This is a genomic window from Microbulbifer donghaiensis (assembly GCF_900129095.1).
GTDB classification, from domain to species: Bacteria; Pseudomonadota; Gammaproteobacteria; order Pseudomonadales; family Cellvibrionaceae; genus Microbulbifer; species Microbulbifer donghaiensis.
Window position 1 is genome coordinate 1558934 of record NZ_FQVA01000001.1, and the last position, 23489, is coordinate 1582422.

Genomic DNA, 23489 nt, shown 5'->3' on the forward strand with positions numbered 1-23489 from the left:
TGTTAGTCGACAATTTTCGCCGGGATGACCTGGCGCACTGTCTGCTTCTTGCCGCCAAAGATATTGACGGAGTCGTTGCCGGTGCTGCAGCCGTTGCCGAAGCTGAAACCGCAGGAGGACTTCATGTCGTAGGCATTTTCCGCGTAGGCCTTGTGGCTGGACGGCACCACGAAGCGATCCTCGTAGTTGGCCAGGGCCATGTAGCGGTACATATCCTCGACCTGCTGCACGGTCATGCCGGCCTGCTCCAGCAGATCGCGATCCTGCACACCATCCACGTGGATACCGCGCATGTAGGCGCGCATCACGATCATGCGCTCCAGCGCGCGCGCCACCGGCGCCTCGTCGCCCGCGGTCAGCAGGTTGGCGAGGTACTTCAGCGGAATACGCAGCGTGGACAGGTCCGGGATCTCGGCATTCATGCCGACGGTCACTGTCTCGACGTGACCTTCCTGTACCGCGTTCTGGATCGGTGACAGCGGCGGCACATACCAGACCATCGGCAGCGTGCGGTACTCCGGGTGCAGCGGCAGCGCCACTTTCCAGTCGATCGCCATCTTGTAGACGGGGGACTGCTGCGCGGCGTCGATCCACGCCTGCGGAATGCCTTCCGCGCGCGCGGCTGCCTGCACCTGCGGATCACTCGGATCGAGGAAGATGTCGCACTGCGCCTGGTACAGGTCTTTGTCGTTCTCTACCGAGGCCGCTTCTTCGATGCGATCCGCGTCGTACAGCAGCACACCCAGGTAGCGGATGCGGCCAACACAGGTCTCGGAGCAGATGGTCGGCTGCCCGGACTCGATACGCGGGTAGCAGAAGATACACTTCTCGGACTTACCGGTTTTCCAGTTGTAGTAGATCTTCTTGTACGGGCAGCCGGACACGCACATGCGCCAGCCGCGGCACTTGTCCTGGTCGATCAGCACGATGCCGTCTTCCTCGCGCTTGTAGATGGCGCCGCTCGGGCAGGACGCCACACAGGCCGGGTTGAGGCAGTGCTCACACAGGCGCGGCAGGTACATCATGAAGGTGTTTTCGAACTCACCGTAGATGTCCGCCTGCACTTCGTCGAAGTTCTTGTCCTTCTTGCGCTTTTCGAATTCGGTACCGAGGATTTCTTCCCAGTTGGGGCCCCAGTCGATCTTCTCCATGCGCTGGCCGCTGATCAGGGAGCGCGGCCGGGCTACCGGCTGGTGCTTCTGCTCGGGGGCCTTGTGCAGGTTCTGGTAGTCGAAGTCGAACGGCTCGTAGTAGTCGTCGATTTCCGGCATATCCGGGTTGCCGAAAATATTCGCCAGCACGCGGCGCTTGCCACCCTGGCGCGGCTCCAGCTTGCCGTTCTTCTTGCGGATCCAGCCGCCGTTGTACTTGTCCTGGTTCTCCCACTCTTTCGGGTAGCCGATACCGGGCTTGGTCTCGACGTTGTTAAACCAGGCGTACTCGACCCCCTCGCGGGAGGTCCAGACGTTTTTACAGGTGACGGAACAGGTATGGCAGCCGATGCACTTGTCGAGGTTCAGCACCATGCCGATTTGCGCTCTTACTTTCATTGAACTGCCTCCTCTGCGGCCGCAGCCACTTTGACATCTTCTCCGTCGAGCCAGTCGACCTTGTTCATCTTTCTCACAATTACAAACTCGTCGCGGTTACAACCGACGGTGCCGTAGTAGTTGAAGCCGTAGGACTGCTGCGCATAGCCACCGATCATGTGGGTGGGTTTCATCACCGCACGGGTCACGGAGTTGTGGATACCGCCGCGGGTGCCGGTGGTTTCGGCTCCGGGGGTGTTCACGATGCGCTCCTGGGCGTGGTACATCATCGCCATGCCGTCCGGTACCCGCTGCGATACCACCGCGCGGGCGGCGATGGCACCGTTGACGTTGAAGATTTCGATCCAGTCGTTGTCTTCGATACCGGCCAGCTTCGCGTCTGTTTCACTCATCCACACGATGGGGCCACCGCGGGACAGGGTCAGCATCAGCAGGTTGTCGGAGTAGGTGCTGTGGATACCCCACTTCTGGTGCGGGGTGATCCAGTTCAACAGGATTTCCTTGTTGCCGTTGGACTTCTTGTTCAGCACCGGCTCGACGGTCTTCAGGTTGATCGGCGGCTTGTACACACACATGGTCTCGCCGAAATCACGCATCCACTCGTGATCCTGGTAGAACTGCTGGCGGCCGGTGATGGTGCGCCAGGGGATGTACTCGTGCACGTTGGTGTAGCCGGCGTTGTAGCTCACATGCTCGTCTTCCAGACCGGACCAGGTCGGCGACGAGATGATCTTGCGCGGCTGCGCGACGATGTCGTTGAAGCGGATCTTTTCCTCTTCCTTCGGCTTCGCCAGGTGCGTGTGATCGCGGCCGGTAATCTGGCCGAGCGCCTCCCAGGCCTTCACCGCCACCTGACCGTTGGTCTCCGGTGCCAGCGACAGGATCATCTCCGCGGCGTCCACCGCCGATTCGATCTTGGCGCGGCCGTTGCGCTCGGAATCCTCGCTGTAGGTGCGGTTCAGCTTCTTCAGGAAGTCCACTTCCGCATCGGTATTCCAGTTGATGCCCTTACCGCCGTTGCCGAGTTTTTCCAGCAGCGGACCGATGGAGGTGAAGCGGTTGTAGGTGTTCGGGTAATCGCGCTCCACCACGATCATGCTCGGTGCGGTCACGCCCGGCACCAGGTCGCACTCGCCTTTCCACCAGGACTTCACGCCGAACGGCTGCGCAATCTCGGTGGGCGTGTCGTGGTGGATCGGCAGGGTCACCAGATCCTTTTCCACACCCAGGTGGCCCTGGGTCAGGTCGGAGAACTGCTTGGCGATGCCCTTGAAGATTTCCCAGTCGCTGCGCGCTTCCCAGGCCGGATCCACCGCCTTGGTCAGCGGGTGAATAAACGGATGCATATCCGAGGTATTCATGTCGTCCTTCTCGTACCAGGTGGCGGTCGGCAGGACGATGTCCGAGTAGAGACAGGTGGTGGACATGCGGAAGTCCAGGGTCACCAGCAGGTCGACCTTGCCCTCGCGCGGCTCTTCGCGCCAGGTGACATCTTCCGGCTTCTTGCCGCCGGACTCACCCAGGTCCTTGCCCATCAGGCCGTGCTTGGTACCCAGCAGGTGACGCAGCATGTACTCGTGGCCCTTACCGGAGGAACCCAGCAGGTTGGAGCGCCAGATAAACATATTGCGCGGGAAGTTCTGCGGGTTGTCCGGATCCTGGTTGGCAAACTGCAGTTCGCCGCTCTTCAGTCGCTGCACTGCATATTCCTGCGGTGACATACCGGCGGCTTCGGCATCCTTGACCAGCTGCAGCGGGTTCATACCCAGCTGCGGCGCGGACGGCAGCCAGCCCATGCGCTCGGCGCGGCTGTTGAAGTCGATGATGGAACCGCTCCACTTGGCCTTGTCGGCCAGCGGCGAGATCACCTCGGTCATCTCCAGCTTCTCGTAGCGCCACTGGTTGGAGTGGTTGTAGAAGAAGGAGGTACCGTTCATATGGCGCGGCGGGCGCTGCCAGTCGAGTGCGAACGCCAGCGGCGTCCAGCCGGTCTGCGGGCGCAGTTTCTCCTGGCCCACGTAGTGCGCCCAGCCACCGCCACTCTGGCCGATACAGCCGCACATCATCAGCATGTTGATGAGGCCGCGGTAGTTCATGTCCATGTGGTACCAGTGGTTCAGCGCCGCACCGACGATGACCATGGAACGTCCGCGGGTCTTGTCGGCGGTGGTGGCGAACTCGCGCGCAACGCGGATGACATCATCGCGCTTCACGCCGGTGACCTTCTCCTGCCAGGCCGGGGTGTAGGGCTTGTCCTCGTCGTAGCTCTGCGCGCAGGCCGGGTCATTGAGGCCGTGCTCGACACCGTAGTTGGCCAGGGTCAGGTCGAAGACGCTGGCGACCAGGATGGTCTTGCCATCGGCGCCGCTGACCTTCTTGACCGGCACCTTGTACTCGATCACGTCTTCGTGGTCGGTGTGCTGGAAGTAGTCGTACTCGTGCGCCTGGCCTCCAAAATAGGGGAAGGCCACATTGGCGGTCTCGTCGGCGCAGTCCTTCAGGCTCAGTTTCAGCTTCAGCTCGGAACCGTCGGCGCCGTCGCGCGGCTCGATGTTCCACTTGCCCTGCTCGCCCCAGCGGTAGCCGACAGAGCCAGTCGGGGATACCAGTCGTCCATCTTCGTTGATGGCGATGGTCTTCCACTCGGGGTTGTTGTCCTGGCCGAGGTTGTCCACCAGGTCGGACGCGCGCAGGAAGCGATCCTGTACCAGGCGACCGTCTTTCTCCTCCAGGGTCACCAGCATCGGCATGTCGGTGGTGTTGCGCACATACTCGGTGAAGTAGGCGCTGGGCTTGTCGACGTGGAATTCCTTCAGGATCACGTGGCCGAAGGCCATCGCCAGCGCGGCGTCGGTGCCCTGGCGCGGCGCCAGCCAGGTGTCGCCAAACTTGGAGCACTCCGAGTAGTCGGAGGTGATGACACAGGTCTTGGCGCCCTTGTAGCGCACCTCGCTGAGGAAGTGGGCATCCGGGGTACGGGTCTGCGGGACGTTGGAGCCCCACACGATCAGGTAGTTGGAGTTGTACCAGTCGGCGGATTCCGGCACGTCGGTCTGCTCGCCCCAGATCTGCGGCGAGGACGGCGGCAGGTCGCAGTACCAGTCGTAGAAGCTCAGGCAGTTACCGCCGATCAGCGACAGGTAGCGCGCGCCGGCGGCGTAGGAGACCATCGACATGGCCGGGATCGGCGAGAAGCCGGAGACGCGGTCGGGGCCGTAGGTCTTGGCGGTGTAGACGTTGGAAGCGGCGATCAGCTCGTTGACCTCGTTCCAGTCGATGCGCACGAAGCCGCCCATACCGCGGCATTCCTTGTAGGACTTCGCCTTGGCCGGGTCCTCGACGATGCTGGCCCAGGCCTCGACCGGGTCGGCGTGCTTCTGCTTGGCCTCGCGCCACAGTTTCACCAGGCGCTTGCGGATCTTCGGGTACTTGAGGCGGTTGGCGGAATACATGTACCAGGAGTAGCTGGCACCGCGGGGGCAGCCGCGCGGCTCGTGGTTGGGCAGGTCCGGGCGGGTGCGCGGATAGTCGGTCTGCTGGGTCTCCCAGGTGACCAGACCGTCTTTTACATAGATCTTCCAGCTGCACGAACCGGTGCAGTTAACCCCGTGGGTGGAACGGACGATCTTGTCGAATTGCCAGCGGCGACGGTAACCGTCTTCCCAACTGCGGTCATCGTAGGTTTTTTCGCCGTGGCCATCGGCGAACGATTCCTTGTGCTTTTTGAAGTACTTCAGGCGGTCCAGAAAGTGGCTCATACATTACTCCGAGACAGACATGCCGGTGCGTGATTTGTAGGTGGGATGGAATATAAAAGCTGCCACCGAGGAATACACCGGGGGGTAAAACGGCCAAAATGAAGGCCCTACTCCTTTGGGGGTAGAGCCAGGAAAGCGCTACCGCCCCGCGGCGCAGTAATGGCCGGGCCAGCGGGCATTTCTGCCTCCGCGGAGGGGTGGGAACCGCACAGTTGGTTTTTTGGGGGTACTACCAAATACAATGCCTCTAGGCATAATGTGCACGTACCAGCAAAGGCGCCTCCTATGGCCAAGGTTTTCCATCGCATCCGTCAGTCCATCGTGTTCCGGATCGGCGTGTTACTGCTGCTCACCGCCGTAGTCGCGATCAGTTCGATGGTGGCGTCCTACGTCATCTCCGATGCGGCCCAGCACGACGCCGAGGCGATCAACGTGTCGGGTTTCGTGCGCGCCATGAGCTACAAACTGGCCTCCACCGCGCAGAGCGGTGACGCTGCGGCCACGCAGGAGCTGGCGGACGCTCTGAACAAGCGGCTGAAGAAGATCTCCGACATTTCGAATTTCCCCCTGTCCGATTCCTCGGCAGCGGCGCGGGACTTTCGCGAGGTACAGCAGGACTGGCAGCAGCATATGCGGCCGTTGCTGGAAGCCGTCGCCACCGGCGAGCGGGATATCGGCAGTGCGGAACTGTTGGCCACCACCGATACCTTTGTCGACAAGGTGGACAAGCTGGTACTCGACTACCAGCGTATCGCCGAAGACAAGGTCGAGTTTCTGCGCATCGTGCAACTGACCTCGCTGTTCGCCACCATCACCCTGGTCTATTTCTCGATGTTCACCCTGTCGCGCTCGGTGGAGCAGCCGCTGCGCGAACTGATCGCCAGCTGCCGGGGAATCGCGCGCGGCAATTTCCGCCCGCGGCTCACCATGCTGGAAAGCGAGGACGAGCTGGGCATGCTCGCGCAAACGATAAAGGGCATGAGTGAGGTCATCGACCAGACTCACCGCCAGCTGGAAGACCGCGTAAAGGAAAAAACCAAACAACTGCAACAGAGCCACGAAGTACTCGATTTCCAGTACCGGCTGGCGCGGCGCATCAGCGAGGGGCCGCTCAACGGCAACGAGATAGAGCGCTGGCTGGAAGAGTTCAGCGAGCTGACCAATCTCTCCGATCTGGACCTGTGCCTGATGACACCGGAGGGAGAAACCCCCTACGAGCACCTGATTTACGGCGAGGGCAACCGCAGCTGCGAGGAGCAAGAGTGCTTCAGCTGCTCGCGTTCCTGCGGCCCGGCGGCGGGCATCGAGCAGCGCCTATACCGCTTCCCGCTCGAGGCGGACAAGCGCAATTACGGCGTGCTGGTGTGCAGCCTGCCCAGCCACCAGCTGTTGCACCGCGAGCAGCAGCAGCGCCTCAGTGCGTTCGCCGATGCGATCACCACCGCGATCACCCTGAAAGAGCGCGGCGAGCACGAGCGCCGAGTGGCGCTGATGGACGAGCGCGGCATCATCGCCCGCGAACTGCACGATTCCCTGGCCCAGTCGCTGTCCTACCTGAAAATTCAGGTGGCGCGCCTGAGCCGCTGCACCAAGAGTGACAGCATCGATCGCGACCAGGTCAGCGAGATCACCGACGAACTGAAACAGGGGCTGAACAGCTCCTACCGGCAGCTGCGCGAACTGCTAACCACCTTCCGCCTGCAGGTGGCCGAGGGCGGCCTGCGCGATATCCTGCAGCGCTCCGTGGAGCAGTACCGCGAGCAGCACCCGGAAATCAATATCGAGTTCAATTACGAACTGGAGGAAATCCCCCTCACCCCCAACGAGGAGATTCACCTGCTGCAGCTGGTGCGCGAGGCTTCGCAGAATGCGGTCTATCACTCCTGGGGTGATCGCGTCAGCATCAATCTGGTGCCGGGCGCCGGACAGCGGGTCCTCGCCAGCATCTGTGATAACGGCAAGGGCATCAGCGATTCGCCGGAGAAGCGCAACCACTTCGGCATGTCGATCATGCAGGAGCGCGCCAGTAACCTCCGCGGTGAACTGGATATTCACCGGCGCGATACCGGCGGCACCGAAGTGGCATTTTCATTCCTGCCCGAATACGCCCGCGCACGCCTACCGGAAAACAGGGACGATTCCGACGTGTTTCACTCCGACCGCCGGGCTAGTGGTTCAAGCGGTAAATTCGGTAACTAAAGCTCACAGCTACAGACTCCAGGGCAAGGCGAAAAAGCGCAGGACTAGCAGGGCTAATTCAAGCTTTTTCAACGCAGCACTGGGGGCTGTGGCGAAGAGATCAGTTACAGGATTTACCGCTTGGACCACTAGATAACTCCGCAATGACAGTACGCCGCTAAGGAAGCAACATCGATGGACTACGGCCAACTGAAACACCTGCACATGACACTCGCGCTGTTGTCATTCAGTGGCTTCGCCCTGCGCAGTATCGGCCTGATGGCCGGCGCTACCTGGGCTGCGGGCCGGCCGGCAAAAATACTGCCGCACCTGATCGATACCGCGCTGCTCGTCAGTGCCCTGTGGCTGCTCGCCAAGCTCGACTGGGTACTGCTATCGCAACCGTGGCTGATCGCTAAGCTGGTCGGCCTGCTCGGCTATATCCTGTGCGGCATGCTGGCACTGCGCTTCGCCCGCAACAACAGTCAGCGCCTGCTGGCGTCCCTGGGCGCTACCGCCTGTTTCGCCTATATACTCGCCGCCGCAGTGACCAAGAGCCCGCTGCCATTTCTGTAAGGGCATATTGTGCGATGGCTACCCATTAATAGCCGGGCGCACAGCGGGCGGCGCGGATAAAATAGGCTACCCGCAGCAGTAACCACATCGGTCGAAAACGGCGTGAAACCCGATACCACCACCGCGATGCGCGGACTGATTGCCGAGGTCCGCAACACCATGCCATTCAGCCTGCCGGCCGCCGAGCTGTGCGCCGGCCCCTGTCGCGGCTGCCCGAAAAAACTGCTGGAATATCTCGACCAGGAACTAGAGGAGTGGGAGACGCGCCTCGACGGCGGCGAGAAACCGACCCTCGGCGATGTGTCGAAGTTTGCCAGGACCTGCCACCGTATTTACAAATCACTGGCGGCCAACCAGCTGGTGGAGCCGCTCTGAGTTACCGGGTATTTGTGGCACCTTGCGATCCACTTTCAGACGAAAAACCCGGCGCACGTCCGTAATGCTGTTCACTTAACAACACCGGGACGGTACCGCTACCGGGTATAGCTTTGTGAGACACGCCGTAAACCCATCCATGGGGGCTCGACTGCGGCCATCCAGGCCGCAGACGGTCTCACAAAGCTATACCCGATATCGCCACCTTCGCAGCAAGATCAACTAAGTGAACAGCATTGGGCGCGCGGCCGGGTTTGTCGCAGACTGGCAGTAGTGGTTCAGCCCTTACCTGACAGTTCCCGGGCTTTGGCCTGGTCCTTTTCCATTTTCTCGTCGTTTTCTGAGATCACCTGGTGACCCCGTACCTGCAGCATGTATTTGGCTGCGGCCATGCGCACCTCCTCGGACAGATAGTTCTGCGGCGGCATGGCCGGGTAGTCTTCGCGCTTCTTGGTGGGATTGGTAATGTACTCAACGATGCCTTCCGGATTATCCATGTACAGGGCCTGGATAATCTGGGTCGGCGGGCCGATCATGCGCACATTGTAGGCGTGGCAGCCGGCGCAGACGCCATAGTAGGCAGACTTGCCCATGTCTTCCGCGGCGATCTCGCGCTTCGGTGCCGGTTCGTCCAACAGGAAGGTGATCACCTCCGCGGTGTCGCTGAAGCCGCAGGTACCGTAGCTGTCGAGGCCCGTCGTCGGGTACTGGTTGCGGTCGAGGATGCAGCTGTTTTTACTCTCGCCGACGTTGAGGATTTCGACCGGGCCGGTGGTCAGCGACAGGGCCTTGAGCGCCTTGATTTCCGGAATCGGGTCAGTGCCGTTGTCGAACATGAAGTTGTTGAGGATCGCCACCTCGTCCGAACTGGGATCGGACTCCGGATCCAATGTCAGGTTGGGCGCATTGTGGTGATCGGTAATCAGGATGCCGATGTTCTTGTTGCCGCTGATGACATTGCCTTCGATGGTGGTCTTGTCGCCCGCCATGTTCAGGATCCCGGTTCCGGCCGGCACGCCGGCCACAATAGAGCCCACTGCGCCGAAGTTGGCAGTATTGTTGTTGACGATAAAGTTGTTGCGCACGATGGTGTTGACCGTGTCCTTAATCGGCAGGCCCGGGGTGATGAATACCAGTACGCCGCCGGTATTGTCGTGCACATAGTTGTTTTCCACGATGGAATCGCGGGTGTTCTCAATCTCGATGCCCGCAACGCTGTCGAATACCTCGTTGTGCGACACATGGATATTGTCACACATGCCCACGTAGATGGCCGCGTCCTCGATGCCGCTGAGGATATTGTGTGAAATCAGGCCGTTCTTGCCCAGCTGGGGGAAGATGCCGTACACGCCGGTATCGATCACGTGATTGTTGCGGATCAGGAAGTTGTTGCCCGCCTGCCCCATGACCGCATTGCCCTTGTAGTGCTGGATGCGGAAGTTCTCGACGGTGATGTTATTGCCGGAATAGAGAATGGCGTCGTTAAGTTTTTTCAGGCCTTCCATCACCGGCCACTGGCCATCGACGACGACGCCGGTCAGCTGGATATCATCCTTGTCGATGTAGACGGTTTCGCTGTAGGTGCCGGGGTAGACCCTGATCACATCCCCCGGGGCGGCCTCGGACACAGCCTTCTGGATAGAGTCACCGTCCTTTACTTCCCACACCTGGCCGGCACCGCTGGCGCCCACGGAACTGTCAAAACGCGCACTGCCGGACAGCGCTGCCGCTGAAGATTCACTGGTGAAACGGTCGGCATCGCCGATGATCGTGTGGCTGTTGTCCTGCCCCCATTGCTTGCCGACATAGGCGCCGGCCGCCAGCAGGCCCAGCGCCGCGACTGCAGTAACGAATTTGTTGGCCATGTGATGTCCTTTTTATTATGTGCGTGGTGAATGTGAATCGGTTTTGAGCTTTGATCCCAATCAGTTGCGTGCCTGTATTTGCAGCGCTTCCGGCAAGTTGCCGATGGGCGCAAGGCCCGACGGCACCCGCACCGGGGTACGCGGAATGAACATTTCGTCGGTCAGCGTGCCCATGAAATCCACCAGGCGATCGATCTCCTCATCGCTCAGGTCCGGCTCCCAGATGTGCCAGTGCAGGATCATGCGCTGCTTTTCCTCATCCGGCAGCGCGTGGCCGCGGCCGAGGGTATAGAACTCCGCGGCATCGCGCAGGGTGTCAAAAGTCCCCGAGTGCATGTAGGGCGCTGTCTTGACGATATTGCGCAGCGACGGCACCTTGAAGCCGCCGTGCCAGGTGGGATTGTCGAAGACGGCAGCGGCGCCCGGGTCGAACTTGCGCCCTTCCGGCTCGTTCACGCCGATTACCGCTATCTGCTGGTTGGTGAACAGCGGCGGCGTATGGCATTCGGCACAGCGCGCCACGAAGGAGCGGAAAATATTCAGCCCCTCCTTCTCTTTCTCGTTGAGTGCGTCCTGGTAACCGTGCGCGTACTGGTCGTAGCGGCTGTTGAGCGAAACCAGTGACGACTCGAAGGCGGCGATGGCGGTGTAGATCTGCTCCAGGGTCGGCTGCCCCCGGTGCCCCGGGAAGGCCTCGCCAAACAGCCGCCGGTAATCGGCACTGCCGCCGATATCGGCCAGCAACTGCGCAGGATTGCTGCCCATCTCAACCTCGGAATACAGCGGACCCTGCATCTGCTGTTCGAGGTTATCTGCGCGCGCATCCCAGAACAGTTTCTGCAGGAAACCCACGTTCCACAGCGTGGGCGCCGCGCGCGGCACCTCTGCGCCACCAATACCAATACTGGTTGCGCGACCATCGGCAAAACCCAGCTGCGGATGGTGGCAGCTGGCACAGGACAGGCTGTTGTCGCCGGACAGCAGCGGGTCGAAGAAGAGGTAGCGCCCCAGGTCAATCTGCTGCGGACTGAAGCCGTCGCGCACCGCCGGCAATGCCGTCCTCAGACCGCCCACGCCCTTGTCTTCCAGCGACTTGTAACCATCGTAGAGGGTGCGCAGCCTGCACTGGTTGCTGTCGGCCAGCTCGAAGCCCGGCGGGCAGTCGCTGGCCAGCTCAATCGGCGCGGCTGCGGCGGTACTGGCACCGGTAGCCATGCTGCCACTGAGCGTGGCGGCCAGGGCGGTGGCCCAGAGGATCGGGTTTTTCATGCGCATCTTGTCGTTATTCTTGTTTGTTCGCAGATCAATTTATTCGGTCTTTTATTCGGTCTTGCTGTTCAGGAATGCGGCCACGTCCTTGAGTTGCTGGTCGTTCAGGGTGGCAGCCATCATTTTCATCTGGCGGCCGTACTTGTCATCCGGGTGGCTGCCGCGGAGACCTTTCCTGAAATTCTCGAATTGGCGAATCAGGTAGGCGTCTCCGAGGCCCACAAGCCGCGGGGAATTCAGCGCGTCATTGCCCTGGCCGGCGCTGCCGTGGCAGGCGCCGCACTTGCTCTGGTACTGCTTGTTGCCCTGCACCGGATCGCCTGCGACCGTGGCGGCGGGGCTTGCCGCTGGCAGACCGGCGATAAAGGCCGATACGTTTTCCACCGCGGCATCATCGGCCAGCATCTGCGCCATCGGCCGCATCTGCGCGCCGAGTGCATCACCCTCTGCAGTGCCGCGCACGCCGCTGCGGAAATATTGCAGCTGGCGCACCAGGTAATCGGCCGACTGACCGGCCAGCGCGGGTGCTTTCATGGCTGTGCTGCCCTCTGCCGCCTGTCCGTGGCAGGCGGCACAGGTCCCGTACAGCCCCTTGCCGGCTTCCGCATCGGCGGCATGGCTGACGGAAGCCGCGATAAACAGGGGGGCCAGTAGCAGGGATTTCGCGATGATCGTTTTCAGGTGCATTGCATTTCCTTCGCTCGGCCGGCGCCCTGCCCGAAACGACGTTCGGGTGGTTCGCGCCGGTGACAAATCGGTACATTCGTACAAATCACGGAGACACAGATTAGCAAGTAACCCCCGCCGTAAATAGCGCGGCAGTCGGCGAATTGGCCCCGTTTTCGAAATCCGTCAGCGCCAGCGCCGCCCCACGGCGCCATCTGGTACCGGCATTTCTGCCACTCAGTCGATATGGCGCATCAACATGCTGTAGCCGATATCCTCGGCCGGCAGCTCCAGTGGCAGGCGCAGGCGTACCACATGGCCGGAGCCGGGCGCCGCGTCGAGCGGCTCGCCGCGCTCGCTTTCCAGTACCTCGAGGCGGAAGCGCTGGTTGCCGGCGGGCGTGACCAGTTCCAGCTGGTCGCCGCGCTCGAAGCGGTTCTTCACATCCACCGTCATCCAGCCGTCCTCCAGCGCCAGCGCCTCGCCGACGAATTGCTGGTTGGGATTGCTGGACACGCCCTTCTCATAGTTCTGGAATTCGCTCGGCACATGGCGGCGATAGAAGCCCTCGGTATAACCGCGGTTGGCCAGGTGCTCGAGGCTGGACATCAGCGCGAAGTCGAACTCGCGCCCGGCCAGAGCGTCGTCGATCGCGCGGCGGTAGACCTGGGCGGTGCGCGCTACATAGTAGTGCGACTTGGTACGCCCTTCGATCTTCAGCGAGTGAATGCCCATCTGCACCAGGCGCTGCACATGCTGTACCGCGCGCAGGTCCTTGGAATTCATGATGTAGGTGCCGTGCTCGTCCTCGTATACCGGGATCAGCTCGCCGGGGCGGTTTTTCTCCTGCAGCAGCATCGGCGCCGGGTTGTCACTGGCCGGATCGACTTGGTGCGCGGCAACCAGGTCGCCGGTCTCGGTCTCCCGCGCCGGGTGGGCGTTGTATTCCCACCGGCAGGCATTGGTGCAGGCGCCCTGGTTGGAATCGCGATGATTGATATAGCCGGACAGCAGGCAGCGCCCGGAATAGGCCATGCACAGCGCGCCGTGCACAAACACCTCCAGCTCCATTTCCGGGCAGCGCATGCGGATCTCCTCGATCTCGTCGAGGGACAGCTCGCGCGACAAAATGACCCGCTCGAGGCCCTGCTGCTGCCAGAACTTTACCGTCGCCCAGTTGACCGCATTGGCCTGCACCGACAGGTGTACCGGCATGTCCGGCCAGCGCTCGCGCACCAGCATGATCAGGCCGGGATCGGACATGATCAGCGCGTCCGGCCGCATCGCAATCACCGGCTCCATGTCGCGCAGGTAACTGCGCAGCTTATCGTTGTGCGGCGCCACATTACTGGCGACATAGACCTTCTTGCCGAGCCGGTGGGCCTCGTCGACCGCCGCGGCCAGGTTTTCGATGCGGTTGAACTCGTTGTTGCGCACCCGCAGGCTGTAGCGCGGCTGGCCCACATAGACCGCATCGGCGCCGTAAGCAAATGCAAAGCGCATGCTTTTCAGGGTACCGGCCGGAGAAAGGAGTTCAGTCATGGTTTACCTCTACAAAATCGTGCCGCGCTCAGACTCGCCAGTGTCCGTCCTGCAGTTCCTGCAACAGGATCTTGCGCAGGTAATCGCAGTATTTTTCCAGGTAGGTCTGGCCGCCGCTGCTGGCCATAACCCAGGGGTTCATGATCGTGTGGCGCAGCACGAACATGCCTTCGACCTGTTGCTGGGGATCGCTGACACTGGTGCAGAAGGCTTCGGCATCCAGGCCCAGCTTGTCCGCCAGCCGCTGTGCCGCTTCATCGTCCAGGTTGCGGCGGAACACCGAGGTAAAGGAGCCGACAAACTCCTTCGCCTGAATCGGCTTGTCCGGCTCCACCTTCAGGTGGTCGAACACCCTGCGGGTAAAGGCGTTCTGCCGCACCGGGCTGCGGTTGCCACGCGGGTTGACGCCGATACAGATCAGGTTGGTGTCCGGCTCGAACGGCAGCACCAGGCTGACCTGATCCTTGAGCTCTTCGGCCAGCTCCAGCAGGTGGTCGTGCAGGTATTCCGACGCCTGTATCGTGTGCCCCATGACCCGGCCGAAGCGTTCCGCATCGAGCGGCAACACCCGGTGGGCAACGTAAGCCGCCGCCGCGTTGGCGCCGGGCTTGGAGCCCTCGAGCACATACTGGCCGATATTGCGCAGGTCGAAATCGGACTCGTCGCTGTTCTCGTCGAACACATAGGCCGCCTTCTGTGTCAGCAGTTCGGCCACATCGCGATTGCGGCAGACAAAACCGCCGGTGCCGTAGGGTAGATAGCCCATCTTGTGCGGATCTATGGTGATCGAGTCCACTTCACCAAGCGCGGTAAAGCTGCGATACACCGATTCCGACGGGAAGTAGCGGAAGTGCTTGCGCACCTGCTCCCGCGGCACCACACCGCCCTGCTCGTCGCGGAAGATGGCAGCCAGGTAGCCGCCCCAGGCCGCATCGATATGAATGCAGAAATCGGTACCCTGAGCGCGACAGCGCTCGCGCACCGCCACTATCTCGTCGACCGGGTCGATGGTGCCGAATTCGGTGGTGCCGAGCACGCCGATCACTGCCAGTACCGGGCGCTGCTCCGCGTGCAGCTCCGCCAGCTGCTGCTCCAGTGCCGATATATCCATGCGCATGCGCGCATTCATCGGCACCTTGAGCAGGCGCTGGCTGCCGAAGCCGAGAATCTTGACCGCCTTGCTCCACGAGTAGTGGGCACTCGCCGGGGCGAGAATGACCGGCGGTTTCAGGTCGGTGTGCTGGAAAAACTCCACCGGGCCGAGTGTCTCGATGCGGTAGCGGTCGACGGTATCCAGCAGCTGACGCCGCGCGCGGCCGTCGGCCATCTGCGCCAGCGCGGCACTGCGCAACTCGAGCTGGCGATCGATCGGCAGGTTGAACAGCTGCCAGTCGCTCGCCGCGGCGATATCAATACCGAATTCTTCGACCGGCACTGCCAGTTGCAGCTCGCGGCAGGCGCGCGCCAGGGCGATGCCGAAAAACTTCACCGCGCGGAAATTCCACAGGCTCTCGTAGTTGGCGCTGCTGCCGCCGCTGGTCAGGTGGCCCCAGGCACAGGGCGACTGCGATTCGTCGGTATTGAAACCGAACATGCGCGCGAACTGGCGCCCCACCTCCAGCTCCATGTCAATGGTCACGGTGGCCGCATCCACCGACACATTGTTGGGGTTGTAGAGCGTGGCCACCTGCTGGGCGATCAGTGCCGGCATCAGCGTCTCGGACACCATATGGCCGACATAGCGCGGATTGAAAAAGGGCACCGATCTTTTCAGCCGCGCGGTGAGCTGGTGCAGTTCGAACTGCATGCGCGCGATGGCATCGCGATATTTCGGCTGGTTCTGCATCTGCGGCGTGATCGGCGGCGTGTCCTCCGGGTGGAAGTTGCGGCGCCAGAACACGTGGTCGCGCATAAACTCGACGACAAATTTTTCCAGCACATCGTTGTTCTCACCGTAGGCGCCGAGAAAATACGGACTGAGAAATTCACCGGTTTTTTTCACAAATAATCTCCTATCCCGCCTGACCGTCGGCGCGCGGCGCCATCAGCATCGGCGCGTAGTAATACAAATAGAGTCCGTAGCCGAGCAACCAGCCACACACAGCCACCAGCAAGCCGTTACTGGCCGGGGCCCAGAAAATCCGTGCCAGCGCCGCCAGCACCAGCGCGGCAAAAGCCAGCGGCATCAGGCGCGGGCATTGCAGCGTGCGGCCGGTATGGCCGAGTGTGACGCGGCTGATCATTGCCAGAATCATGCCGCCGATGCCGCCGACGGCGAACGCGTGCAGCGCACCGCCCTCGAGCCCGGGCGCAATGCCGGTCCAGGCGAGAAACGCCATCAGGAAGCCCAGCACGATGAACCAGTAGCTCAGGTGCAGCGACCAGAGCAGCGGCTCACGCCAGATCAGCGACGGGCGCCAGCGCCAGCAGCGCACCAGCTGCAGCAGCGCCAGCGCCAGTGCCAGCCAGCCCCACAAGGGTTTCGGCAAATTGAATCCGACGGCGAGCAGCAGCGCCACCACCGTGATGTGGCTGCCGATTTCCAGTAGCGCAATCTTGTCGCGCTGCGGCAGCTGAAAGCGCCGCGCGGTAAAAAAGGGAATCACCCGGCCGCCGAATATCGTGATCAGTCCGGTAACCAGCAACAGCGTCACCAGGCCGGCGCTGCGCTGCCACCCGGGCAGCAGCCAGTGGGCGGCGGCCAGTGCCGCGAACGCGATCAGCGCGGGAATCAAAAACAGGTTGCGCCACTGGCGCACGGCGAGAATGCGGCGGCCGGCGAGCACCGCGGCGAACAGGAAAAAGCCGCACTCCAATACCACCGGCAGCCACAGCGGCACGACTGCAAACGCATAGCCGAGCCGCGCCGCCAGCCACAGTGCGCTGAGCGCGATCAACGGCCTGCCGGTGGGCGCGCGCAGGCCGGTCCAGGTCTGCATGGCGGTGGTGATGAAACCCACCACCACGGCGCCGGCAAAACCGAACAGCATTTCGTGCGCATGCCAGGTGATACCGCCGCGCACTGTTGGCACGGAAATACCGCGCAGCTGCGCCAGCCACAGGCACAGGGCGATGCAACTCCACACCGCGGCACCGAGGAACATCGGGCGAAACGGCATGCGCCACAGGGGCGAGAGCGATTGTTCGCGTTCACGATCCATGATTTGCAACAAGACTCGACTCCATAAATTTCGCGGTGGCGGCAGCAGATCGCGCAACCCGCCGCGGCGCTACACGCTCAGGCAATTGACCTGGGTGTTTCACGATTGCCGCCACCCTCGACGGGTGGCGGCATGAAAACCACAAATGCGCGAAAGTCCACAGTGGTCTTTCGCGCTACAAAAAAGGGGGAGTTCAGACTCCCCCAAGCAACAACACACGAGTGAAGTTCAGATTATGGATTGTAGAATTCACCGTTCTTGCGCAGGTAGTACCAGTAGTTAACCACCAGGCACACTGCGTAGAAGATGGCGAAACCGGCCAGGGCGTACTCAGGTGTAGTCGCCTTGATCTGCTCACCGAACACCTTCGGAATATAGAAGGCACCGTAAGCCGCCACCGCGGAAGTCCAACCCAGTACCGGGCCGGCCTGCTCTTTCGGGAACACCATGGCGATGGTGCGGAAAGTCGAGCCATTGCCGATCCCGGTGGCCGCAAACAGCGTCAGGAACAGCAGGAAGAAGGGTACGAAATAGTCTTCCGGGGAGGCCGACGCGTAGGCTGCCTTCATGTAGTAAGCCACGCCCAGGGCACTGGCCACCATGATCACGGCACAGACCTGGGTCACCAGGGCACCGCCGATGCGGTCCGCAATCCAGCCACCGACCGGGCGGATCAGCGCGCCGATAAACGGTCCCATCCAGGCGTACATCAGCGCGCTGGGGCCATTCGCGTTGATGGTATCGTGCGTCATGACACCGTCGACCATCACGTGGCTGTAACCGAAGATCACCTTGATAGCCAGCGGGAAGGCCGCGGCGAAACCGATGAAGCTGCCGAAGGTCATGGTGTAGATCACACTCATCACCCAGGTGTGCTTGTTGTTGAAAATACGGTACTGGCGGTTGAGGCTGTTGCGGATATCGCCCGGCAGCATCTTCAGGCCGTAGACGGTGCCGAAAATCACCAGCACCAGCACGATTTCCTTCGGCACGCCCCAGCCGGAGCCGTTGGCGCTTTCCGGCAGTATCAGCCACAGGCCGATCAGTGCATTCACCAGGCCGATGCCGAGCATCAGGCTCATCTTACCGAAGGTGCTGAGCGGGCTGCCAATATCCGGGGACACCTCATCGGTGCGGATATTGTTCATGCCGAACCAGGTCGCCAGCGCGAGCGGAACCAGCAGCAGCAGCCAGACAAAACCGGCGTTCTGAATCCAGGATTCGGAACCGGCCGGCACCTTGCCGATCAGGGAGCCGGAAGAGTTAACCAGGGTCATCGGATCGCCGCCCATAGCGCCGAAGGCACCGAAGGTCATGAACAGCGGCACGATGATCTGCATGGTGGTTACGCCGAAATTACCGAGACCGGCATTCAGGCCCAGCGCCAGCCCCTGCTTTTCCTTGGGGAAGAAAAAGCTGATATTGGACATGGACGAGGCGAAGTTACCGCCGCCGAAACCACTGAGCAGCGCCAGCAGCTGGAACACCCACAGCGGCGTGTTCTTGTCCTGCAGCGCGATACCGGTGCCGAGCGCGGGTATGATCAACAGCGCGGTGGTAAACATGATCGTGTTGCGCCCACCGCACAGGCGAATAAAGAAGCTGCTGGGAATCCGCAGCGTGGCGCCGGTCAGGCCGGCGATGGCCATCAGTGTAAAGAGTTCGGATTTGGCAATCGGGAAGCCCAGGTTGAGCATCTGTACGGTGATGATGCCCCAGTAAAGCCACACGGCGAAGCCGGCCAGCAGGCTGGGAATGGAAATCCACAGATTGCGGCTTGCTATTTTTTTACCCCTGGATTGCCAGAACTGGCTATTCTCCGGGGACCATTCGTAGATATCAGACACAGTCTTGGCTCCTGCTCGGGTAATTGTTCTCGACTGCCACTATGGACAGCACCCGACCAGCGCTCAATTACCATCAATAAGTACTCCCTTTTTCCCGCACACCGTTTTGCCGACGTCCCAATAGCCCGGAAAACCGCCCACACAGCCATATTCGCCGCGGCTGAAAGAGCCCCGCTGGCGCGCGATTACCTCCTTAGGGGTAGAGCTCTCTGGCGACGTGTCGCCTGTGCTAGCATATTGGCCACTGATCAGACACCGAAACCAACTTCACTGCAGGAGCGATCATGTCCAGTCCCGCAAGAGTCATGATGGTCGACGACCATCCCCTGTTCCGCAAAGGGCTGATGCAACTATTCAGTCTGGAGCCGGGCCTGGAGCTGGTGGCGGAGGCCAGCAGCGGCGAGGAAGCGGTAAAGCTGGCCGATGAATGCGATCCCGATATCATCCTGCTCGACCTGAACATGCGCGGCATGGACGGCCTGGACACACTGCGCGCCATGCGCGCCGCCGGCGTGACCGCGCGCATCGTGATGCTGACGGTGTCCGACAACAACGCGGACGTGGTGGCCTGTATCCGCGCCGGTGCCGACGGCTACCTGCTGAAGGACATGGATCCCGAGGATATCCTCGAGCAGGTACTGGCGGCGACCCACGGCAAGATGGCCATCAGTCAGCGCCTAACCGAAATTCTCGCCTCGGCACTGCGCAAACCCGACAAATCCGGTGCCGACGCGCTCTCCTCGCTGACAAGCCGCGAATACCAGATATTGCAGCTGATTGCCGACGGGCTCAGCAACAAGCTGATCGCCCGCGAACTCGACATCAGCGATGCCACCGTGAAGGTGCACGTAAAGCACCTGCTGAAAAAACTCGGCATGCGCTCCCGGGTGGAGGCCGCGGTGTGGATGGTCAATCAAAAGCGGTCAGAGTCTACCTGACCCCGGAGTACCCCATGAGTGACTGCTGTTCCCAGCCCGGCCTGATGCCTATCGAGGCGGCCCGGGCAGCCCTGCTCGAAGACCTGGCCCCGGTCGCCGGCACCGAATCGATCCCGCTGGCCCAGGCCACCGGCCGCGTGCTGGCCCAACCGGTCGCCTCCACTGTCTGCCTGCCGCCCTGCGACAACTCCGCGATGGACGGCTACGCGCTGCGCATTGCCGATCTCGACAGCGGCATGCCGCTCGAACTGATCGGCTATTCATTTGCCGGCAAGCCGTTCGACGGTATCGTCAATCCGGGCACCTGCGTGCGCATCATGACCGGCGCCGCCCTGCCCGATGGTGCCGACACGGTAGTGATGCAGGAACAGGTTACGACACAAGGCGAGTCCATTTTTATCGGCGGCAAGGTGCGCCCGGGCGACCATATCCGCCGCTGCGGCGAGGACGTGGCCGAGGGCGAGACGCTGCTGGACAGCGGTGCGCGGATTTCGGTGGCCCATATTGCCCTGCTGGCCGCGGCCGGCATCGGCGAGGTGAGCGTGCAGCGGCGGCCGGTGATCGCCCTCTTCTCCACCGGCGACGAACTCCGTCAGCCCGGCGAGCCACTCGGCAAGGGCGACATCTTCGACAGCAACCGCATCGCGCTGCTGGCGGCGCTGGCGGAACTGGATCTGGAGGTCCTCGATCTGGGCATATTGCCGGACGACAAAGACGTCATCCGCGACAACCTGGCCCGTGCCGCCCGCGAGGCCGACGCGATTATCACGTCCGGCGGCGTATCGGTGGGCGAAGCCGACTACACGCGGGAAGTGCTGGAGGAAATGGGGGAAATCGGCTTCTGGAAAGTGGCGATGAAACCCGGCAAGCCGTTCGCCTACGGGCGCCTGCAGGGCACCCCGTTTTTCGGCCTGCCCGGCAATCCGGTCTCGGCCCTGATCACTTTCCAGCAGCTGGCAGTGCCGGCACTGACCGTCATGAAGGGCAGCGCCTGGGCAGCACCTGTGCAGCTGCAGGCCAGGCTGCAAAAGCCGGTGAAGAAAAAACCGGGCCGTACCGACTTCCAGCGCGGTATCTACTTGCGCGACGAATCCGGCAACCTGTGCGTCGAACCGGTCGGCGCCCAGGGCAGCCACATCCTCTCCGGCCTCGCCGACGCCAACTGCCTGATCGTGCTGTCCCGCGACAGCGGCAATGCCGAAGCGGGCGATATGGTCGACATAGAGCCGCTGGCGACTCCGCTGGATCTCTAGTCTTTTCTGGGTTTTCCGGATTTATTAACCCGGCGATAAATATTGCCGGGTTAATAATGGTTGATGGGATGCCTTCGTCCCACCAACCTGATACCACCCTCAGATGGTTGATAGCTCGCCCCTTAGTTGAGTCCTACAGTCGAGTTCTTCTACGAAGTCCGGTAGTCCGTAACCGATAGTTTTCTTATAGTGCGGAGAGACCTTCCCAGTCGGGCCTTCTTTTCGGGCTTCGCGATGTAGCGCATTCGAGCCCGACTTACTTCGAAGGAATAGCCTCGACCTTCACAGTTCTTGCTCTTGGCCAGCCTGGTGGTGAATTCCGTGTAAGTGTTGGTGAGGAGCATATCCGTCTCGAAGCAGGTCGTGATTTCTTCGCGCCAACTGCCCACGGCCCTGACCAGATCGCTCCAGGCTTCCTTCTGGCCGTCCGGAATGGTGGCGATCCATTTATCCAGGGCATCCTCCGCCTGCAGCCCAGTACGGTGGCAGGCAGTTCTTGGCGTACTCTGCGGGGCTCAGCGTACCCAGGTGGCTAAGGCACTGTTTCAAGTTGGCCAGTTGCATATCGTGTGAGCGACCGGCTCTTGTCATGTTGTGGACATGCTCGAATGTGCCGGCTCACCGCGGGTAGTTGATGGGCGAAACGCCCTTGTCGATACCCTGGTGCCAGCGGATGTTCACCCTGGCAACCGAATGGAGCAGCTTATTGAGATCGCGTGTTTCGTCAAGGATCAGAGCGAATTGCTCTTCTATTTTTCTTCCATGTCCTACCACTCATCCAGGCGTCTGCGGCAATGAAGTGCTGGACGCTGCCGTGGTTATCAGCAGGATGGCCTGTATTGGTGTCACGCTGATTGCCTTTCTGAGATGAGACCAGATGCCGCCCTTGACGCGCTTGCGCAGAGAGGCAGGCAAATGGTGCACCTTGCGATCCAGCGCCACTTCCTGGGCCCACAAAAAAGATACAAAAAGGGCGCTGCGGTTCACGATTGAACCCGAAAGTTTTTCCAGCAAATTTGTCACCTTTTCTATTCCGTTGCGTCTATTAGAGTAAGAACCGCGAAAAAATCATTGACGGGAGGAATTCAGCGTGACCAATTCGGCAGCCGACCCACGGGAGCCACTAACCGATTTAAGCGATGCTGACTTGGTGGAGCGGGCTCGCCGGGGGGACGGGCCGGCCTTCGAACTCATCGTACGCCGCCACAATCAGGCACTGTTTCGTGCGGCCAGGGCGGTGCTAGACGATGAGGACCAGGCCCAAGAAGCAGTGCAAGAGGCCTACCTGAACGCCTTTACGCACCTGGATTCCTATCAGGGGCGCGCGTCACTCAAAACGTGGCTGATCCGCATCGCCGTCAACCAGGCTATCAGCATCAAGCGCCGCCAGCGCCCGGTGGTATCGCTGGACGAGAAGATCGCTGTACTTCAAAGCAAGCAATCCGAGGAGGACGGCATGGCATCATTTATCGCCGACCAACATACCCCGGAAACGGCAGCCGACCACCAGGAAATGCAACACCTTCTGGAACTCGCTATCCGGCGCCTCCCGGAAATCTACCGCAGTGTCTTCATGCTTCGGGCAGTAGAAGGCCTGTCGGTGGCCGACAGCGCATTCTGCCTCGATATCAACGAGGCGCTGGTCAAAAAACGCCTGTCGCGAGCGCGCGATCTGCTCCGCCAGGATCTGGCACAGCGGATGGAAGCCCAGGCGTCCGATGCCTTTGAATTCGCCGGCAAGCGCTGCGACGCCGTCACTGCTCATGTAATGGCTGAACTGGCTCGCCAGGGAATGACTCAGCCGGTTTGAGCCGGCACTTATCCACGACACTGTTGAAGAAACTGAAAAAGGAGAGAATCCATGAAAGCCACAACCATTGTTTTTGCCGCCGGCCTGGTTGCGTTTTCCGCCAGCCCCGCACTGGTGATTGCCGCCGTCCAGGAGCCAGCCGCTAAACGAGCACAAGTTGCGATGAATATGTTTGGCGGCCCCTCCTATCATGGCGAGCCGGCGCTGGCGGTAACCGCCGCATTGGTCAAAGCCGGTGGCGGCGCCGACAACTTCAGCTTTGCCAACGCCCTGGTGGCCATGCTCGGGGAAGACACCGTGATTGCTGAGGTATCCAAGCTTACCAAGCAATACGGTGAAGATGAGGTGAACACCTTCATAAGTGGGATGGACATAGCCATCGCCTACAGCCTTAAGCGTGCCACTGAAGCCGGTATCAGTCTGCCCGAGCCGGCCGATCTCTCGGGCGCTGCACTAGCGAAGACTCTAGTAAAGGCTGGCGTCACTGCGGATGGCACTTTCTGGAGTGGTTACCTCTTCGACAAGGCAATTTCTCACCAGCTGCACAACCAGGTGATGGCGGATATCAATGCCGATGTCGGCTATCAGGCCGATAAGACCACCCATAAGATTCTCAATCAAGCCATGTACGACGTGGCGCAGGCGTTGGGAATGAGTGATGTAAAGCTGGCTGAACAGCACTGACATGACACTGCGGCTGC

Annotated in this window: 17 protein-coding genes and 1 pseudogene; 7 read left to right on the forward strand and 11 right to left on the reverse strand. The window is 61.3% G+C overall.

Annotated features, from left to right (window positions below; genetic code table 11):
• Nucleotides 1–2: 2 nt before the first annotated feature.
• Both narH and BUC36_RS06650 read right to left on the reverse strand, forming a co-directional pair.
• Nucleotides 3–1550 carry a nitrate reductase subunit beta gene (narH, locus tag BUC36_RS06645; protein WP_073272950.1) on the reverse strand — a complete coding sequence of 516 codons (1548 nt, stop codon included), beginning with the start codon at nt 1548–1550 and terminating at the stop codon, nt 3–5.
• The gene (locus tag BUC36_RS06650) at nt 1547–5308 is read right to left on the reverse strand and encodes a nitrate reductase subunit alpha (RefSeq protein WP_073272952.1); all 3762 of its coding nucleotides are present in this window, start codon (nt 5306–5308) and stop codon (nt 1547–1549) included. The genes narH and BUC36_RS06650 overlap by 4 nt, the downstream gene beginning before the upstream one ends.
• Nucleotides 5309–5593: 285 nt before the next feature.
• Here BUC36_RS06650 and BUC36_RS06655 point away from each other — a divergent pair, with 285 nt between their 5' ends.
• From BUC36_RS06655 to BUC36_RS06665, 3 genes are all read left to right on the forward strand, one after another.
• On the forward strand, nt 5594–7507 hold the full coding sequence (locus tag BUC36_RS06655; RefSeq protein WP_073272954.1) for a histidine kinase: 1914 nt from the start codon (nt 5594–5596) through the stop codon (nt 7505–7507).
• Nucleotides 7508–7681: 174 nt separating this feature from the next.
• On the forward strand, nt 7682–8062 hold the full coding sequence (locus BUC36_RS06660) for a SirB2 family protein (protein WP_073272956.1): 381 nt from the start codon (nt 7682–7684) through the stop codon (nt 8060–8062).
• 102 nt (nt 8063–8164) lie between these two features.
• Nucleotides 8165–8437, forward strand: coding sequence for a hypothetical protein (locus tag BUC36_RS06665; RefSeq protein WP_073272959.1), 273 nt, complete (start codon nt 8165–8167; stop codon nt 8435–8437).
• Between the two features lie 278 nt (nt 8438–8715).
• Here the strand turns inward: BUC36_RS06665 and BUC36_RS06670 are convergent, their stop codons facing one another.
• From BUC36_RS06670 to BUC36_RS06700, 7 genes are all read right to left on the reverse strand, one after another.
• Nucleotides 8716–10302: a parallel beta-helix domain-containing protein gene (locus BUC36_RS06670; RefSeq protein WP_073272961.1), complete on the reverse strand. Its 1587-nt coding sequence runs from the start codon at nt 10300–10302 to the stop codon at nt 8716–8718.
• 60 nt (nt 10303–10362) lie between these two features.
• Nucleotides 10363–11571 (reverse strand): cytochrome-c peroxidase, encoded by a 1209-nt coding sequence (locus BUC36_RS06675; protein WP_407661767.1) that lies wholly within the window; start codon nt 11569–11571, stop codon nt 10363–10365.
• Between the two features lie 51 nt (nt 11572–11622).
• The gene (locus BUC36_RS06680) at nt 11623–12258 is read right to left on the reverse strand and encodes a c-type cytochrome (RefSeq protein WP_073272963.1); all 636 of its coding nucleotides are present in this window, start codon (nt 12256–12258) and stop codon (nt 11623–11625) included.
• Between the two features lie 216 nt (nt 12259–12474).
• On the reverse strand, nt 12475–13779 hold the full coding sequence (trhP, locus tag BUC36_RS06685) for a prephenate-dependent tRNA uridine(34) hydroxylase TrhP (protein WP_073272965.1): 1305 nt from the start codon (nt 13777–13779) through the stop codon (nt 12475–12477).
• 28 nt (nt 13780–13807) lie between these two features.
• Nucleotides 13808–15781 (reverse strand): pyridoxal phosphate-dependent decarboxylase family protein, encoded by a 1974-nt coding sequence (locus BUC36_RS06690; RefSeq protein ID WP_073272969.1) that lies wholly within the window; start codon nt 15779–15781, stop codon nt 13808–13810.
• Between the two features lie 10 nt (nt 15782–15791).
• Nucleotides 15792–16952 (reverse strand): NnrS family protein, encoded by a 1161-nt coding sequence (locus BUC36_RS06695; RefSeq protein ID WP_073272971.1) that lies wholly within the window; start codon nt 16950–16952, stop codon nt 15792–15794.
• Nucleotides 16953–17173: 221 nt separating this feature from the next.
• Entirely contained in the window at nt 17174–18787 is a 1614-nt protein-coding gene (locus BUC36_RS06700) for an MFS transporter (protein WP_073272973.1), read from the reverse strand.
• A gap of 284 nt (nt 18788–19071) precedes the next feature.
• Here BUC36_RS06700 and narL point away from each other — a divergent pair, with 284 nt between their 5' ends.
• Nucleotides 19072–19725, forward strand: a complete 654-nt coding sequence (gene narL, locus BUC36_RS06705; RefSeq protein ID WP_073272975.1) for a two-component system response regulator NarL — start codon at nt 19072–19074, stop codon at nt 19723–19725.
• Nucleotides 19726–19739: 14 nt separating this feature from the next.
• Nucleotides 19740–20978 carry a molybdopterin molybdotransferase MoeA gene (moeA, locus tag BUC36_RS06710; RefSeq protein ID WP_073272978.1) on the forward strand — a complete coding sequence of 413 codons (1239 nt, stop codon included), beginning with the start codon at nt 19740–19742 and terminating at the stop codon, nt 20976–20978.
• A 99-nt stretch (nt 20979–21077) separates the two neighbouring features.
• Here the strand turns inward: moeA and BUC36_RS06715 are convergent.
• Nucleotides 21078–21457, reverse strand: a pseudogene (locus BUC36_RS06715) (transposase); the annotation flags it as partial.
• A gap of 295 nt (nt 21458–21752) precedes the next feature.
• Nucleotides 21753–22001 carry a hypothetical protein gene (locus tag BUC36_RS06720; RefSeq protein WP_143186899.1) on the reverse strand — a complete coding sequence of 83 codons (249 nt, stop codon included), beginning with the start codon at nt 21999–22001 and terminating at the stop codon, nt 21753–21755.
• Nucleotides 22002–22068: 67 nt separating this feature from the next.
• On the opposite strand from BUC36_RS06720, the gene BUC36_RS06725 reads away from it, so the two are divergent.
• Entirely contained in the window at nt 22069–22788 is a 720-nt protein-coding gene (locus BUC36_RS06725) for an RNA polymerase sigma factor (RefSeq protein ID WP_073272983.1), read from the forward strand.
• A 51-nt stretch (nt 22789–22839) separates the two neighbouring features.
• The gene (locus tag BUC36_RS06730; protein ID WP_073272985.1) at nt 22840–23472 is read left to right on the forward strand and encodes a hypothetical protein; all 633 of its coding nucleotides are present in this window, start codon (nt 22840–22842) and stop codon (nt 23470–23472) included.
• Nucleotides 23473–23489: the final 17 nt, after the last annotated feature.